The 15987-nt window shown below is 39.5% G+C and carries 17 protein-coding genes; 12 read left to right on the top strand and 5 right to left on the bottom strand.

Translation table 11 applies throughout. The features are described 5' to 3' along the window. Window positions 1–78 precede the first annotated feature (78 nt). The 3 genes from JOC74_RS03910 to JOC74_RS03900 all read left to right on the top strand — a co-directional run bounded on the left by JOC74_RS03910 (window position 79) and on the right by JOC74_RS03900 (window position 2038). A complete protein-coding gene (locus JOC74_RS03910; protein ID WP_053603054.1) occupies window positions 79–423 on the top strand; it encodes a PH domain-containing protein in 345 nt (114 codons plus the stop codon). 99 nt (window positions 424–522) lie between these two features. Beyond that, a complete protein-coding gene (locus JOC74_RS03905) occupies window positions 523–1005 on the top strand; it encodes a TraR/DksA C4-type zinc finger protein (protein WP_053603053.1) in 483 nt (160 codons plus the stop codon). Window positions 1006–1258: 253 nt separating this feature from the next. After that, window positions 1259–2038 (top strand): 3D domain-containing protein, encoded by a 780-nt coding sequence (locus JOC74_RS03900; RefSeq protein WP_053603052.1) that lies wholly within the window; start codon window positions 1259–1261, stop codon window positions 2036–2038. A gap of 43 nt (window positions 2039–2081) precedes the next feature. Here JOC74_RS03900 and JOC74_RS03895 read toward each other — a convergent pair whose 3' ends face one another. Then, window positions 2082–2573 carry an N-acetyltransferase gene (locus JOC74_RS03895; RefSeq protein ID WP_053603051.1) on the bottom strand — a complete coding sequence of 164 codons (492 nt, stop codon included), beginning with the start codon at window positions 2571–2573 and terminating at the stop codon, window positions 2082–2084. Window positions 2574–2754: 181 nt separating this feature from the next. Between JOC74_RS03895 and JOC74_RS03890 the strand changes: the two genes are divergently transcribed. Together JOC74_RS03890 and JOC74_RS03885 are read left to right on the top strand one after the other, a co-directional pair. After that, entirely contained in the window at window positions 2755–3555 is an 801-nt protein-coding gene (locus tag JOC74_RS03890) for a VLRF1 family aeRF1-type release factor (protein WP_053603050.1), read from the top strand. Window positions 3556–3683: 128 nt separating this feature from the next. After that, entirely contained in the window at window positions 3684–4220 is a 537-nt protein-coding gene (locus JOC74_RS03885) for a DUF420 domain-containing protein (RefSeq protein WP_053603049.1), read from the top strand. A 14-nt stretch (window positions 4221–4234) separates the two neighbouring features. Here JOC74_RS03885 and JOC74_RS03880 read toward each other — a convergent pair whose 3' ends face one another. Next, complete coding sequence (locus tag JOC74_RS03880) at window positions 4235–4906, bottom strand: lysozyme family protein (RefSeq protein WP_053603048.1); 672 nt, start codon at window positions 4904–4906, stop codon at window positions 4235–4237. 485 nt (window positions 4907–5391) lie between these two features. On the opposite strand from JOC74_RS03880, the gene JOC74_RS03875 reads away from it, so the two are divergent. Continuing rightward, the gene (locus JOC74_RS03875) at window positions 5392–5694 is read left to right on the top strand and encodes an ArsR/SmtB family transcription factor (protein WP_225970336.1); all 303 of its coding nucleotides are present in this window, start codon (window positions 5392–5394) and stop codon (window positions 5692–5694) included. Between the two features lie 53 nt (window positions 5695–5747). On the opposite strand, the gene JOC74_RS03870 is transcribed toward JOC74_RS03875, so the two are convergent. Further along, a complete protein-coding gene (locus tag JOC74_RS03870) occupies window positions 5748–6254 on the bottom strand; it encodes a CcdC protein domain-containing protein (protein WP_053603047.1) in 507 nt (168 codons plus the stop codon). A gap of 140 nt (window positions 6255–6394) precedes the next feature. Here JOC74_RS03870 and JOC74_RS03865 point away from each other — a divergent pair, with 140 nt between their 5' ends. The 3 genes from JOC74_RS03865 to csaA all read left to right on the top strand — a co-directional run bounded on the left by JOC74_RS03865 (window position 6395) and on the right by csaA (window position 8128). Beyond that, window positions 6395–7192 (top strand): ABC transporter ATP-binding protein, encoded by a 798-nt coding sequence (locus tag JOC74_RS03865; protein WP_053603046.1) that lies wholly within the window; start codon window positions 6395–6397, stop codon window positions 7190–7192. Window positions 7193–7221: 29 nt separating this feature from the next. Further along, complete coding sequence (locus JOC74_RS03860; protein ID WP_053603045.1) at window positions 7222–7704, top strand: DinB family protein; 483 nt, start codon at window positions 7222–7224, stop codon at window positions 7702–7704. Between the two features lie 91 nt (window positions 7705–7795). Continuing rightward, window positions 7796–8128: a chaperone CsaA gene (gene csaA, locus JOC74_RS03855; protein WP_053603044.1), complete on the top strand. Its 333-nt coding sequence runs from the start codon at window positions 7796–7798 to the stop codon at window positions 8126–8128. Between the two features lie 58 nt (window positions 8129–8186). Here the strand turns inward: csaA and JOC74_RS03850 are convergent, their stop codons facing one another. Further along, window positions 8187–8519 (bottom strand): DUF948 domain-containing protein, encoded by a 333-nt coding sequence (locus tag JOC74_RS03850; protein WP_053603043.1) that lies wholly within the window; start codon window positions 8517–8519, stop codon window positions 8187–8189. 236 nt (window positions 8520–8755) lie between these two features. Here JOC74_RS03850 and JOC74_RS03845 point away from each other — a divergent pair, with 236 nt between their 5' ends. Both JOC74_RS03845 and JOC74_RS03840 read left to right on the top strand, forming a co-directional pair. Next, window positions 8756–9571 (top strand): basic amino acid ABC transporter substrate-binding protein, encoded by an 816-nt coding sequence (locus JOC74_RS03845; protein ID WP_053603042.1) that lies wholly within the window; start codon window positions 8756–8758, stop codon window positions 9569–9571. Window positions 9572–9647: 76 nt separating this feature from the next. Continuing rightward, complete coding sequence (locus JOC74_RS03840) at window positions 9648–10304, top strand: amino acid ABC transporter permease (RefSeq protein ID WP_053603041.1); 657 nt, start codon at window positions 9648–9650, stop codon at window positions 10302–10304. Window positions 10305–10367: 63 nt separating this feature from the next. Here JOC74_RS03840 and gltC read toward each other — a convergent pair whose 3' ends face one another. Further along, entirely contained in the window at window positions 10368–11270 is a 903-nt protein-coding gene (gene gltC, locus JOC74_RS03835; RefSeq protein WP_053603040.1) for a glutamate biosynthesis transcriptional regulator GltC, read from the bottom strand. A 146-nt stretch (window positions 11271–11416) separates the two neighbouring features. On the opposite strand from gltC, the gene gltB reads away from it, so the two are divergent. Next, complete coding sequence (gltB, locus tag JOC74_RS03830) at window positions 11417–15982, top strand: glutamate synthase large subunit (protein WP_053603039.1); 4566 nt, start codon at window positions 11417–11419, stop codon at window positions 15980–15982. Window positions 15983–15987: the final 5 nt, after the last annotated feature.

The following is a 15987-nucleotide window of genomic DNA, read 5'->3' as shown; positions in this document are numbered from 1 at the left end:
ATTCTTATTTTAGATGATCTACAATAAGCAGACTGTGGATTCCGTTTTGAATTACAGAAAGAGAAATGAGGGTTTTCGTTGGGGATTTTTTCAACATTTAAAGGTAGCGATAGTCGTAATTATGAAGAGTTGCTAATTGAAGGAGAAAGAATAGAATTACTCAGCCAGCTTAAAACTGATCAAATTTGTTTTACAAATAAACGAGTGATCTTTTTTGATAATAAAACATTTTCTAAAAGAAAGGTCCGGGTCTTTCTGCCGTACAAACATATTGAGGGCTTTGCGATACAAGAGGCAGGTGTGTTCGATCTCGAGACCTGCCTTTTCCTTATAACGAAAAGTAAGTCTTTTGAATTGGATTTTGCCAAAGATACCGATATGAATAAGATTCAGGCAATACTGACGAAATACACATGGTCGTAACCTAGTGAGCTGTTCTTACGTTTAGAGAACGGCTTTTTTTATTTTCTATGTTTTATTTAGTGAATGATGGGAATAAAAAAACTAAGGAGAGGATGAAAGATGCCATTAACAAATAATCAAAAAGATAATCTGCAAAAAAAATTATTCAATCTAAAAGAAGAGCTTATGACGAACCACTCTGAAGAAGAGGCATTGAATGAAGAAACCGGTGAGCTGTCAAATGGCGTTGATAACCATATGGCTGACCATGGACAGCTCTATACGGAACGAATAAAAGATATGACAGTCAATGAGATCGAACGGGATCGTTTAAATGAAGTGAATGCAGCTTTAAAACGTCTGGAAAACGGAACCTATGGAATCTGTGAACGCACCGGCGAAGAAATACCGTATGAAAGGCTGGAGGCCCTTCCGTATGCCAGAACGACAGCTGAAGCGCAGGATGAAATGGAAACAACTTCTTCAAGATCACATGAAAATCAATACGAGGATCAAGTTCGTGATCTGACTAATAGTGAAACGATGGATGAAAAATCTTCGATTACCCAGCGTCGATTAGATGAAGAACAGGATAGCAAGTAAATTTATTTTTCCACTGTAAATTATGAAGAAAATAAGCTATTAACCAACTCATCTTGATCGGAAAATTCTTCGGTTACGCTTCGCTTAATATGCGAAGCGCTCGTTTTTCTATATATATTAAATAGTATAAGAGATTCCCTGTGTAAAATAATTGTAACTAAATCAAAATCCTCTTGTTATTGAACTGACATTTACATATGTTACGATAGCATCTGTTAGCCGCCAATTAATAGCTAACAAGGGAGGATTTACTATGAAGAAAACGATTATGTCCTTTATCGCAGTAACAGCTATTTCAACAACTGCAGTAGGAGCGAATTCAGCCTTTGCTAAAGAAGAAGTTGTGAAAGAGGGGGATACGCTCTGGGGAATCTCTGAAAAACACGGGGTGGACCTAAAGGACCTAAAAGAATGGAACAAGCTTTCCTCAGATTTTATTAAACCTGGCGACAAGCTAACCATTTCTTCAGAAAAGAACGAACAATATAACATAGAAGAAGGAGACAGCCTTTGGAAAATTGCTGAAAAATTCAATGTCAGCATTGAAGATCTTGTTGAGTGGAATGGATTGAATTCCGATATCATTCATGCGGGACAAACACTAAGCGTTAGCGGACAAGCACAAGCTGATGCAGGGGAAGCTCCATCTGAACCCCAACCAAGTGAACCCGTAAAACAAGAGGAGGCAGAAGCACCTAAAGCTGCTCCTGAAGAGAATAATACATCAGATCAACAAGCTGCAACGAAGGAATTAACCGTTACTGCTACAGCATACACTGCAGATTGTGAAGGTTGTTCCGGAGTCACTGCTACTGGGAAAGACTTAAAAGCTGACCCTAATGCAAAAGTAATTGCGGTTGATCCAAGCGTGATTCCATTAGGCACAAAAGTAGAAGTAGAAGGCTATGGAGAAGCGGTAGCATCCGATACTGGCGGCGCAATTAAAGGTAATAAAATTGATGTCTTTGTTCCAAGTAAAGATGAAGCACAAAAATGGGGATCTAAACAAGTAAAAGTAAAAATATTAAACTAGAAAAAAGCACTGAATCTTTGATTCAGTGCTTTTTTAATAGCTATTATTTTTCTATCCAATAGATCGCGCCAGATTCTGATGATTGATCAATTTCTACTTGAAAATGATGTTTTTCATAAAAATGCACGAGACGGTCTACGTGATCCCAATCTCTAGGTGCAATATCACCTGTAATTTCGGGGATGTTAAGATCTCTTGCTTTTTCCTTAAGAAATTTCATGCAAATTGAGCCGTAGCCTTCGTTATGCGGCCCTTTAATATCACCGATGTGAATGGATTCGTCTTGAATGGAAGCAATTAAAGAGAAGTTGCTGGAGCCCCTATATGCTGATTTGCAATCGTTAAGCATAATTTTAAGTGTTTGGCCATCATCAATCGAATGTACGATGATCCAATCGTCATCCTTCGATTGATCAATTCCAAGCACGTTCGATTTTTTTGAGATTTCCTTCATATTTTCCTGCATTCTGTATAGTTGAAATTGCAAATCCTCCAGTTCTGCCGAATCCGAAATTTCACCTGCCAGCCTATTCATTTTTCAACACTCCTTTAAAAAAATCACAATTATACATTCTAGTAAAATATGCTGATTATTGCAACCTATCCAGGAAAATAGGCATATTTACCAAGTAATTTTAGAATAGGAGTTTTATTTCAACAGACTGTGGAAAAGAAATAGAAAACGCATTATTTTTTCGGAAGGGGATCGTATCAATATGAATAAAGTGCTCCAAAAGCTTAGGAGCTGTCAACTGCAATCGCCTGATCGGATGCTGACTATGTATTTAAATACAGACAGCAGGGATCCAGATCAGCAAGGCGGTGAATGGAAAATTGCCTTAAAAAACGGACTCACTCGAATTAATGAATATTTGGAAGCAAGCAGCGAGGATGAACATAGTCGATTTAATAAAATAAAAGACCGTATTGACCAATACATTCAGGAACTCGGCAAAAATATGCCAAGAAGTCTCGTCATCTTTGCTTCAATTGACAGTCAAATATGGCATTGCTTTCAGCTGCAAATACCTGTCGAGACCAGCTTTTATTGGGAAGAACGTGCGATGGTCAGCCAATTGGAGAAAATATATGACGCCTATCCATCTATAGGGGTAATCCTTACACAGCAAAATGAAGTGAAGATTTTAGACACGTCTTTAGGTGAAATTAACGATATCGAGCACTATCTATTTGACTTAGAATCTGAGACGTGGAGAAAAAGGGATGACCAAAAAAAGGTTCAAGTAACGACAGGCGGCGCAGAGAAAACACCGCAAAAAGATATTTTTAAAGAACGGGAAAAAGACATTCAAAAAAGACTGTATAAAAGTTTAGGAAGCAAGCTCGACAAAAAAGCCGCAGACCGTAAGTGGAAAAAAATCATTATTGCGGGAGATAAAAAGACTGCGGAGTTTATAAAAAGCAGTATGAATAAATCGATCGACGAAATGATCCAGAAAAATCTCCTGAATGAAAAAGAAAGCAAAGTAGCTGAAGAGCTGCTATTAAAAGAGTGATTTTGCGAGGCCGACATCGATCGGCCTTTTTAAGTGTGTCGATATTCTGACGATCACACTCATTTTATTGACTTTCTACTTAAATTCTCTTACGCTTTGTTTAGTTTACGGATAGGAGAGATTTCCCGATGAACCACTCAGAGCATAAACCGAAAAGTTACACAGGTATTGTCGTTACATTAACGATCGCAATTAACGGACTTGTGACCTTATTGTTCTTTCTCCCTGAAGCGGAACGATTTCGTCATTTAGATTTAACGTTTTTACCACTATTAAATGCAATATGCAATAGCTTTACGTTTATTTTTCTGCTTGCAGCTCTTTTTATGATCAGGCAAAAAAATATCAAAGCCCATAAGCGATTTATATTCGCAGCCTTTACAACGACAGCGATATTTCTGATATCTTATGTTACATATCACGCGCTAACAGAAAGCACGCCATACGGAGGGGAAGGGATTATTCGGCCGATCTATTATTTCATTTTGCTCTCACACATTTTGCTTTCCATTGTAATTGTGCCTATGGCATTAATCACCTTGTTCCGGGGCTTGAATATGAAAGTGGAACGCCACAAAAAAATTGCGAGATGGACGATGCCGCTTTGGCTATATGTGAGCATAACAGGGGTTATCGTTTATATTATGATTTCTCCGTATTATTGAAAAATCACGCTTGATTATTCTTCAAGCGTGATTTCGTTTGTTAACGAATCGTCTAAATTCAATTTTTCTTCTACGGTATCTGCTTTTTGGTTTACTTTTTCTGAATAAGAAAAGTCTCCGTAACAATAGGGATAACGGAAATTACTCTTATTTCCACCACAATTATATAATTCAGGATTTGCATTCACCTGAATTTCGGAAAATTGTTTGGCAAGGTTTTCTGAGTGTTTGCCGCCGTTTTTTGCGATATAGTCTATGTACCCAGGCCCCATGTTGTAGCTTTGAATGATCGTATCAAGGTCGACGCCTTTTTCCTTACCCGTGTTGTAATTTTTAGAGAATTGCTTAATCCCTTGTTTAATGCTGGCATCGGCATCTTTAATTTCATTCCGGCCTAAGCCAAGAGATTCAGAGGCTTGCATGGGATCGGTACCTTTCCCTTTTGATTCCTGATACATCATGCCTAATACTAAAGCGGTGTACTGTTTTAACTCATGTTTGTTTAATTCATCTTCTACCATAGGCTGGTATTCTGACAATCTCTTTAAAACCACAGGTTCAGTATCAAAAGGAAGGTTTTTAAATAAATTCGTATTTACAACGAGCAGCAGCAAAACGAATACAGCCAATACAAAGATACTCAGGCACCCAGTAAGCGACAAACATCCTGCTTTCTTTTTCTTCAATCACATTCACCTCTGCAGAATAAGTCAGCTCAGCTGTGCACATGGCTTCATTATGCCATAAATCCCAGTAACGAACCAAGCCAAATCCATTAGAAATATGAAAAAAGATACCATAAATGACTAGGATAGATGGATAGTCTGAAGAAAACGAAATTGCCTAAATATCACTAAAGATTCCTATTAACTAAGAGTTTTACAATTAATTCTACCTATTTTTCTTAACAATCTTCGATTTCATAGTGGAGAATCTAGATATCGTTCGGTCTCTGGCTTTCCCATAAACTTAGTAACATCAGGCGTATTGTCGTCATTCACAAATGTTTTTACATATTGATAAATGAGCATCATGAAATATCTCAAGGTTAACTTTACAACAAACTCAATAAAGTGCTTGTCGTTGACAAGGTATGATAAATCATCTACTCTTGACTTGGATAAACGAGAGTACTTGCTCAGATACATTTGAAGAAGAAGGGATTACAAAGTTGAAACATGTCTCCGAACTGGATGAAGAAACGCTATTTATCGTCTCTCAAACGTTTAAAGCTCTTTCTGATCCTACTAGAATAAGGATTCTTTATCTTTTGTCTTGCAGCGAACACTCGGTCAACGGAATTGCTGAGCATTTGGGACTGCTCCAGTCTACGGTTTCCCATCAGCTGAGATTTTTGAAAAATCTGCGTCTTGTCAAATCAAGACGAGAAGGGACAACTATTTATTATTCTCCTGAAGACCAGCATGTAATGGACGTTCTGCATCAAATGATTCATCATGCACAGCATGACTGAATGCTAATAAAAAAAGCATTCAGTCGAATGCTCTCTTAAGAAAGGAAGCTGTATTATTTGTTTTCACTGTATGCTTCATTGTCTTGAAGTCTTTCCTTTCCTTTTCTTAGTACAAACATATTAAAACCGATGTAATATACAGCTAGCAAGAAGAATATGAGTAATGTTGCTGGATCGGTATCGTAAGAAACAGGCTCGGTGCCTGAAACGGTAATCATTCTGTAGACCAAGCGACTTAAAAAAAGAAAGATAATGAAAAGCTCTATCCATAAATGAGTTCGGTAAAATAATGCATTTTCACGAAATTCAAACATGATATTTTTCATCGCATAAGCTACAAGAATGCCGCCTAATAGGATACCGGCCAAATCATATACATAGGATAATGGATGCTGTGCGCTAAAATACAGAAAGATAAAGGAAATGATAGAGAAAATGGCAATTCTAAATTTGATCAGGTTCGGTTTAAAAGGCTGAAATCCCATCGATTTTCTGACTCTTCGAAATATAACAAAAGCAACGAGTAAAATCGGAGCAAGAAATTGCAGCAGATGTTCCAAAGAATGTGCCTCCTTTTTTAAATTTAAAACATGTTCATAGTAGACGATACGAAGCTTATTTGCAAACCGGATGAATAATTTTGGCATTCTTACCTTGAATGCTTATTTCAAGATATTAGCGTAGAAAAGGAGAATCGTTTATGGTGCTAGATCTAGAGAAGGTGTCCTTGAAAAGAGAAGGTGCCTGGATACTAAAAGACATCGATTGGAAAATACGCAAGGGAGAACATTGGGTATTATATGGTTTAAATGGTGCTGGGAAAACCGCAATATTAAAAATGATGAATGCGTATTATTTTCCTACAAGCGGGAACATGACGGTAGTTGGAAAAGAATTTGGGAAAACGCCTCTTGGGGAGCATCTTAGGACAAAAATTGGTTTTGTCTCTTCTTCTATCCAACGTATGTTTTATCCTGCTGACAGCGCATACCAAATCATATTAAGCGGAGCTTTTGCTTCAATTGGACTATATGAAACGCCGACAGATCAGATGAGAAAAAAAGCCATTTCTTTACTGGAAAAGCTCGGCTGTATGAATTATGCGGACCGAAGCTATGAAACGCTTTCCCAGGGCGAACGGCAGCGTGTTCTGATTGGAAGGGCACTGATGGCAGATCCTGAATTGTTAATATTAGATGAACCCACGACAGGCCTGGACTTTATTGCGCGAGAAAGCCTGCTAAAAACGATTAGTGATATAGCTGAACAGCCAAACGCTCCAACCTTGATCTATGTAACTCATCATGTTGAGGAAATCCTTCCTGTATTTAATAAAACATTATTATTGAGACGAGGAGAGGTATTTGCATCAGGTGATACGAAAGACATGATCACAAGCAGCCAGCTCACGCAATTTTTTGAGCTGCCTGTGGATATCATCTGGCAAAATAGCCGGCCGCTGTTATCTAAAAAAACAAAATGTACCGAGCATTTGTAAGCAAAACGCTAAAATAGAGGAGTGTTTGAATGCCAATTAAACAACTGCTTATTAATCAATTGGTTGCTTGTTGCAATGAAAGCTCCTGGTTTGTATGTTATTCTGACGCGGTGAAAAATTTGACTGAAGAGGAAGCGTGTATGAAGCCGTCCTCCCCGGAACATTCTATCAAAGAAATTTCTTATCATTTATTTTATTGGAACGAAAGGTATTTAAAACGGTGGAAAGGAGAGCAGGTGGCTGAGAACGCGTTACCCTTTGCCGAAACGTTTCATCTTCCGGCAGAAGCGAGCTGGGAAGAAATTAAACATAACGTAATTCAAATATTTTCAGAATGGATCGATGAGCTTCAGAATTGTGATGAACAGCAGCTTTTAGAGCAGGTTGCCTGGTCAAATTCGACATGGAGTGATGAAATCAGCTATTTGACGATTCATTCCGCGTATCACATTGGACAAATTGTAACGGCAAGAAAACGGCAAAATTCCTGGAAGAATGAATACGGCGTTTAACATTCTTGCTTTTCGTTAAATAGATCTTAATTCGAGCTAAAGACTTTTTTAGGAACAATGGTTAAACTAGTTGAAAAAAGCAGGTGGATATATGGCAGTTATAGATGATTTACTGAAGCTGGATATTCGGATCGGCACCATCATAGAAGCAGAAGCTTTTCCCGAAGCAAGAGTTCCGGCGATTAAGCTGACGATAGATTTCGGAGAAGAAATCGGAGTGAAACAATCAAGCGCACAAATTACAAAAAGGTACGTACCTGAAGAATTAAAAGGCAGGCAAATCATTGGCGTTGTCAATTTCCCGCCTCGCCGAATCGCCGGATTTAAATCAGAAGTTCTGGTTCTTGGCGGTGTTCCTTCGAAGGAAGATGTTATTTTACTTCGTCCGGATGAAGAAGCGCCGAATGGGACAAAAATTGGCTAAAAATCAAAAAGGTACGATTGCTATGATCGGCAGTCGTACCTTTTTACTATGTTAAAAATCATCTGTATTCTCTTATACCGGCTACAATAATTGTGCCCGGCTTTTCTGTTTTTTTCAATTTTTGAAAGGTCGTTCCTAAATCCTTGCATGCGTCTACTGTATCGTTGACTTTTTCTTTCTTCAGATTTATATCCAGTTGAATTTTTTGCTGTGCGTCAGATAATCTATTTGCTTCATTTTTTATTTCTTCAATATTGTTTTGCAATTGGCCAACACTTGCTTGTACTTTGTTAAGTGATGTATTTATTTCTTTTTTCGCTTTTACTCCAGAAACGCCTAAATAAACAAGTGAAATAATAATTAAAGCTGCACTAACATATACTATTGTCATTACAAATCCCCATTTCTCTATCAGTTTCCTCTACTATTTCCCCCTTATTAAAAAAACAAAACAAGTAATTATCTAGTTAGATTCACTATTAGTATGATAGATTATCTAACATATAAATTGACCGAATCACTTTGGAAGAATAATATCTTACTGTGAGATATTGCAATATTCCTAGAAATGTGTCAAAATTAAAAAAATTCTCTATCTTTGAAGTATGAGTTTTAGGAGGCTTTTTAGTGAAGAAAATAACGTTTGGTTCATTGATTTTCATTCTAGCATTTTCCCTTCTCCTATCAGCATGTGGGACCCAGTCAAATAGCGGTGCAGAAGGCGAAAAAAACGGAGACAATAAGACGCTTCGAGTGGTTACAGATGCGAATTATGCTCCATTTGAATCCATGGATAAAGGTGAAGTCGTTGGCTTCGATATTGATTTTGTAAAGGCGGTAGCGGAAGAAGCGGGATATGCCGTCAAAATTGAGAGCGTCGGCTGGGATCCTGTATTTGCTGAACTGCAAAGCAAGAGTGCTGATTTAGGCGTTTCTGCAATCACCATTAACGACGACCGAAAAAAAACATATGACTTTTCCGTGCCATACTTTTTATCTACGCAAAAGATCCTGGTGCCAGAGAACAGCGATATTAAAAGCGCAGAAGACTTAAAAGGTAAGAGAGTAGCCGTTCAAAATGCAACTACCGGACAAGAAGCAGCTGAAGGGCTTCTGGGAAAAAATAGCAAGGACATTAAAAAATTCGACAATAACAACCTTGCGATTATGGAAATGACAAGCGGCGGCGCGGATGCAGTGGTGGCTGACAACACAGTTATTGAAGAATATGCGAAGAACAACCCTAATCAAAAATTAAAAGTAATCGAAGATGATACGTTCGAAAATGAATACTATGGTTTGATGTTTCCAAAGGACAGCGAGCTGAAAGAAAAATTTGATAAGGCCATTAATGAAGTTTTTGATAATGGAACGTATAGCAAAATCTATGAGGATCACTTTAAGATCGAGCCTGAAATTGATCTTCTAAAAGAGCAGCAGTAAAAAAAGGGGACGAAGAAAAAATTGCGTAATCTGGAACTATTCAGTTACGCAATTTTTCATACTGGAGGATTTGTAAGTGGATTTTCAATTTGAGATTATTAAAGAGTACGCACCATTCATTCTAAATGGGACATTGCTGACCATCGGCCTGTCTATCGCCGGAATCCTGATCGGGACGATACTTGGACTCGGGATCGGGCTTGGGAAAATGATGAGAAACAAGCTTCTTTCTTTTCCATTTGCTTTTTACATTACTTTTTTCCGCGGAACCCCATTTATTGTTCAGTTGTTTATTATCCATTTCGGTGTTGTTCCAATGTTTACAGGAGGAACAAATCCGATATTGGCTTCGATCATTGGATTATCCCTAAATTCAGCTGCATACATAGCAGAGGTATTTAGAGGCGGGATCCAATCGATTGATAAAGAGCAAACCGAAGCGTCTAGGTCGCTGGGGCTGACACATGTCCAAACGATGAGATACATCATCTTGCCGCAGGCTTTTAAACGGATCATTCCTCCGATGGGAAACGAATTTATAGTGTTAATTAAAGAAACAGCGGTATTGGCTTTTATTGCAGCTCCAGAAATTATGTATTGGGGAAGAGCCATGCAGGGGCAATATTTCCGGATCTGGGAACCATATTTAACAGCAGCCGTTATCTATTTGATTTTAACTCTTACGATGACCCTTATCTTACGGGCGATCGAAAAGAAAATGGAGTTGGCGTAAGAATAAGGTTAACTTTAATAGGCAAGAGATGCTTGTTAAAGTCAACCTTTTTAAAATAATGGCTTATCGATATTGTTGCAGTTTTGAAAAAAATTCAATGACAAATTGATAAAAAACCTTTACAGACGGTGCGACTTCTTTATTTTTTGATATAATAACACCTACAGTCCTCGTTATTTGCGGAAAATCAATCGGGATTTTCACAGTAAATCGCGGTGTTGTTTCATAAAAGGTGCTTTCGGGTAAAAGTGTAACACCTATGCCCGCAGACACAAGACCCTTGATCGCATCCAAGTCTTCACCTTCAGATGATATAATCGGTGAGTATCCAGCCTGTTGACATGAATCCATAACCATTTTTCTTAATATATACCCTTTGGGAAACAAGACAAATGAATCGTTTTTCAGATCGCTTAAATGGATTCTGTCACGATTAGCAAGAAAATGATTGACTGGAAGAAGGGCGAAAATTCTTTCTGTAAATAAAATATCTCCGGTGATCCCGGGATTGTCTTTAGGTACCGGTGCTAAAAAAGCCAAATCGATTTCCCTGTTTATGACAGCATCGATCAAAAATCGATAGGAGCCCTGCCTTAAATGAAAAGCGACATTCGGATGCTCTTCTTTGAACGTTGAAATGACAGTCGGCAGAAGCTGCTTGGCAAGGCTTGTCGGGAATCCGATTTTTATCGTTCCTTTATCAGGATCCAGGTATTCGTCAATTTGTTCTTTTGCATAATCGATGCCTTTCATCGCAATCTTAATATGAGATAAAAATTGCTTTCCGATTTGTGTTAGCTTTACATTTCTTCCTTCACGTTCAAACAATGCGACCCCTAATTCTTCTTCCAGGTTAGCAATTTGTCTGCTGATCGCGGATTGAGCCACGTGGAGACTATCAGCAGCTTCAGACATATGCTCCCTTTCTGCAACCTCCATAAAATACCTAAGCTGACGGAGTTCCATTTTATTAAATCACCCACTTATCTCATATTGAGATTGTTTTAATCTAAATTATATATTGTTTATATTAATATGAAAACCTACAATGTAAATATACACTGTAAGATTTTATGACCGAAATATTGAAAATTGAACGGGGGAGAGAATAAATGAGTTTTAATCAAATGCCTAATGCACAAGGTCTCTACCGTCCTGAATTTGAACACGATGCGTGCGGAATCGGCCTGTATGCACATTTAAAAGGCCATGCAACACATGACGTTGTAAAAAAAGGACTAAAGATGCTATGCCAGCTTGATCATAGAGGCGGACAGGGAAGTGATCCTGAAACTGGAGATGGAGCCGGTTTAATGGTCCAAATTCCAGATTCATTTTTCAGAAAAGTCTGCACGAGTTTTCAATTACCTGAACAAGGCCGCTACGGAGTAGGGATGGCCTTTTTTTCCACGAATGAACAAGAAAGAAAAAAAATCGAGGAACAAATCAATACGCTTATTAGAAACGAAGGACAACAGCTGCTTGGCTGGAGAACTGTTCCTGTAAATCCAGATAAAATCGGAAAAACAGCACATGGAAGTCTGCCGTTTATTCGTCAAGTATTTATCGGGGCAAATGATCAGATTACGAATGATCTTGATTTCGAACGGAAGCTTTACATTATCAGAAAACAAGCGGAAAACTGGGCGGCGAAAGAGGAATTACCTTTTTATATTCCAAGTCTCTCCAGTAAAACCATTGTATTTAAAGGGCTCTTAACTCCAGAGCAAGTCGATGAATTTTACCTTGATCTAAAGGATTCTTCGTTCCTTTCAAATTTTGCTCTAGTTCATTCCCGCTTTAGTACAAATACGTTTCCGAGCTGGGAAAGAGCACACCCTAACCGTTATTTGATTCACAACGGAGAGATTAATACTCTTCGCGGGAATATCAACTGGATGAAGGCAAGGGAAAAACAATTTGTTTCGGATGCTTTCGGTGATGATTTAGAAAAAATCCTTCCGATTCTTGACGAAAACGGGAGTGATTCCTCTGTCCTTGACAATGCGTTTGAATTTTTTGTGCTTGCAGGACGCAAACCGGCTCATGCAGCTATGATGCTGATTCCTGAACCATGGACAGAAAATCCGTATATGTCAAAAGAAAAACGCGCTTTTTATGAGTTTCATAGTACGATGATGGAGCCTTGGGATGGCCCGACTGCGATTTCGTTCACAGATGGCAAACAAATTGGTGCCATATTAGATCGGAATGGTCTTAGGCCTGCCCGTTACTATGTGACAAATGACGATTACATCATCTTTTCTTCAGAAGTAGGCGTCATTGATGTAGAGGAAGAGGATGTCCGTTATAAAGACCGTTTGGAACCGGGGAAAATGCTCCTTATTGATTTAGAAGAAGGCCGCATTATTTCTGATGAGGAAGTGAAATCAGAAATCGCTGGCGAAATGCCTTATCAAGAATGGATGAATCAAGAGCTTGTTCATATTGCCCATGATCAGGAGGAATCAGGAGAAGATATTTCAAGTGATTTACTTGCCCGTCAGAAGGCATTTGGATACACCTATGAAGACGTAAAGAAATATTTGCTTCCTGTCATCAATGAAGGCAAGGATCCGCTTGGTTCCATGGGAAATGACGCGCCTCTTGCTGTGCTGTCAGATCGGCCGCAATCGCTTTTTAATTATTTCAAGCAGTTGTTCGCACAGGTTACTAACCCGCCAATTGATGCAATTCGTGAGCAAATTGTCACGTCAACGATTACGTGGATTGGCGCAGAAGGTGATATTCTTCATCCAACGCCGGAATGCTCAAGAAGAATTAAGCTGTATACACCGCTGCTTACAAACGGCCAGCTGAATGGCTTAAAAACAAATGTTCATCCTGATTTTAAAAGCAAAAAGATTCATACCCTGTTTAAAACAGATGTAAAAGACGGCTTGAAACAAATGTTTAAAGAAGCTGAAACAGCGATTGCAGGCGGAGTCAGCCTCTTGATTCTTTCTGATCGCGCGATGGATAGCGAAAATGCTCCTATTCCAACACTTCTTGCTGTTAGTGCGCTTCATCAGCATTTAATCCGTAAAGGGATTCGGACAAAAGCGAGCATCATTGTCGAGTCCGGAGAAGCAAGGGAAGTTCATCATTTCGCTGCATTGATTGGTTACGGTGCGGATGCGATCAATCCTTATCTCACATTTGCAACGTATAAAGATGAGATCAAAAAAGGCAATCTCGATATGACTTATGAAGATGCCGTTATTAAATACAGCAAGAGCATTACGGAAGGCGTCGTAAAAGTCATGTCCAAGATGGGAATTTCGACGGTTCAAAGCTATCGCGGAGCGCAAATTTTTGAAGCAGTCGGCATTAGTAATGCAGTTATTGATGAGTATTTTACAGGTACGCATTCACAGATCGGCGGAATTGATCTAAATACAATTGGGAAGGAAACACTCCTTCTTCATAAAGAAGCTTATAAACCTGCGGTTGATCAAACATTGGATCCAGGAAGCGATTTCCAATGGAGAAAGCATGGAGAGCATCATGCCTTTAATCCAAAAACGATTCACACGCTTCAATGGGCTTGCCGTAAAGGTGATTATTCACTCTTTAAAGAGTACTCAAATGCAGCAGACGAAGAACGGCTAGGGTTTTTGCGAAATCTTTTCGCATTCAATGAAGATCGCAAATCGCTTCCAATTGAAGAAGTAGAATCAGCGGACAGCATTGTGAAACGGTTTAAAACCGGGGCTATGTCATTTGGATCACTTAGCCAAGAAGCTCATGAAACGCTTGCTATTGCGATGAACCGTATCGGTGGTAAAAGCAACAGCGGTGAGGGCGGTGAGGATCCGAATCGTTTTACACCTGATGCTAATGGCGATAATCGGAGAAGTGCTATCAAGCAAATTGCCTCCGGAAGATTTGGCGTCAAGAGCCACTATTTAGTGAATGCTGATGAACTGCAAATCAAAATGGCTCAAGGCGCGAAGCCTGGGGAAGGCGGACAGCTTCCGGGAAATAAAGTGTACCCATGGGTTGCTGGTGTCCGCGGCTCAACACCTGGTGTCGGCTTAATTTCGCCTCCGCCGCATCACGACATCTATTCTATCGAGGATCTAGCACAGCTGATCCACGATTTGAAGAATTCAAATCGAGATGCGAGAATCAGCGTGAAGCTGGTTGCAAAATCTGGAGTTGGAACGATTGCTGCAGGTGTCGCAAAAGGAGCAGCAGATGTTATTGTCATCAGCGGATACGACGGCGGTACCGGTGCTTCGCCAAAAACGAGTATTAAACACACTGGTCTACCTTGGGAGCTTGGCTTAGCTGAAGCCCATCAGACGTTGATGCTCAATAACCTTCGGAACAAAGTTGTCCTTGAAACCGACGGAAAGCTGATGACAGGCCGTGATGTCGTAATGGCTGCATTGTTTGGAGCCGAAGAGTTCGGCTTTGCTACTGCGCCATTAGTTGTTCTTGGCTGTATCATGATGCGTGCCTGCCATTTGGATACGTGTCCGGTAGGTGTCGCAACGCAAAATCCTGAGCTTCGCAAGAAATTCACTGGAAATGCAGATCATATCGTGAATTTCATGTACTTTATCGCTGAGGAAGTTCGTGAAATTATGGCGGAGCTTGGCTTCAAAACATTGGATGAAATGGTAGGCCGTACTGATGTCCTTCGTGTCAGCAGCCGTGCAAAATCGCATTGGAAGGCTGGTCAATTGGATCTTTCTACGCTTCTTTATCAAGTGTCAGAGGGTGATCGCACGTTTAATACGCCGCAAAACCATAAGCTTGATAAATCTTTAGACTTACAAGAAATACTGCCTGCAGTGCTTTCTGCAATTGAAAAGAAAGAACGTGTCAATCATTCATTTGAGATTCATAATACAAATCGAGTGGTTGGAACGATCGTTGGCAGTGAAATTTCAAAACGTTACGGAGAAGAAGGCTTACCGGAAAACACAATCAATTTAACGTTTAATGGTTCAGCAGGCCAGAGCTTCGGCGCCTTTGTTCCTAAAGGGATGTCTCTACAATTGATTGGCGATGCAAATGATTATTTAGGCAAAGGCTTATCCGGCGGAAAAATTTCTGTTAGAACGCCTGATAATTTCTCCAGCCCGAATTCAGACAATGTTATTATCGGGAATGTCGCTTTTTACGGAGCTACGAGCGGAGAAGCTTATATTAACGGTCGTGCAGGCGAACGGTTCGCCGTACGAAACAGCGGTGTGAAGGTTGTCGTTGAGGGCATCGGTGAGCATGGCTGCGAATATATGACAGGAGGGCGCGTTGTTGTCCTTGGAGAAGTCGGAAGAAACTTCGCTGCCGGAATGTCTGGTGGTATCGCCTATGTATATGCTGGCGACCAAAAAGAATTTAAAAGAAAATGCAATCAGGAAATGGTTGACTTTGAAAAACTGATCGATGAAAACGAAATTCACGAGTTGAAAGAGATGATCGTCAATCATTTCAATCATACAGACAGCAAAAGAGCTGCTCAAATTTTGGAAAACTGGGAAGAAGAAATTCAAAACTTCGTTAAAGTGATTCCGAATGATTACAAGAAAATGGTCGAAAAGATAAACGAACAAAAAGCTGCTGGTTTCTCCGACGAAGAAGCAATGATGTTTGCATTCGAATCAAGCACCAGAGGAGAAAACGCCCCAGCATCAGCAAAGCATAAAGAAGCAGTAACCCATTAAGGAAA

It is taken from the genome of Bacillus capparidis (assembly GCF_017832095.1).
Classification (GTDB): Bacteria; Bacillota; Bacilli; order Bacillales; family Bacillaceae; genus Bacillus; species Bacillus gobiensis.
This window is presented reverse-complemented; position numbering and strand designations above follow the sequence as displayed.

Bases quoted from the DNA above. Each gene is read 5' to 3' on its own strand.
- JOC74_RS03905 (WP_053603053.1), top strand. From the start codon at position 523: ATGCCATTAACAAATAATCAAAAAGATAATCTGCAAAAAAAATTATTC.
- gltC (WP_053603040.1), bottom strand. From the start codon at position 11,270: ATGGAACTCCGTCAGCTTAGGTATTTTATGGAGGTTGCAGAAAGGGAG.
- JOC74_RS03860 (WP_053603045.1), top strand. From the start codon at position 7,222: ATGCCAATTAAACAACTGCTTATTAATCAATTGGTTGCTTGTTGCAAT.
- JOC74_RS03895 (WP_053603051.1), bottom strand. From the start codon at position 2,573: ATGAATAGGCTGGCAGGTGAAATTTCGGATTCGGCAGAACTGGAGGAT.
- JOC74_RS03885 (WP_053603049.1), top strand. From the start codon at position 3,684: ATGAACCACTCAGAGCATAAACCGAAAAGTTACACAGGTATTGTCGTT.
- JOC74_RS03850 (WP_053603043.1), bottom strand. From the start codon at position 8,519: ATGACAATAGTATATGTTAGTGCAGCTTTAATTATTATTTCACTTGTT.
- JOC74_RS03890 (WP_053603050.1), top strand. From the start codon at position 2,755: ATGAATAAAGTGCTCCAAAAGCTTAGGAGCTGTCAACTGCAATCGCCT.
- JOC74_RS03900 (WP_053603052.1), top strand. From the start codon at position 1,259: ATGAAGAAAACGATTATGTCCTTTATCGCAGTAACAGCTATTTCAACA.
- gltB (WP_053603039.1), top strand. From the start codon at position 11,417: ATGAGTTTTAATCAAATGCCTAATGCACAAGGTCTCTACCGTCCTGAA.
- JOC74_RS03865 (WP_053603046.1), top strand. From the start codon at position 6,395: ATGGTGCTAGATCTAGAGAAGGTGTCCTTGAAAAGAGAAGGTGCCTGG.
- csaA (WP_053603044.1), top strand. From the start codon at position 7,796: ATGGCAGTTATAGATGATTTACTGAAGCTGGATATTCGGATCGGCACC.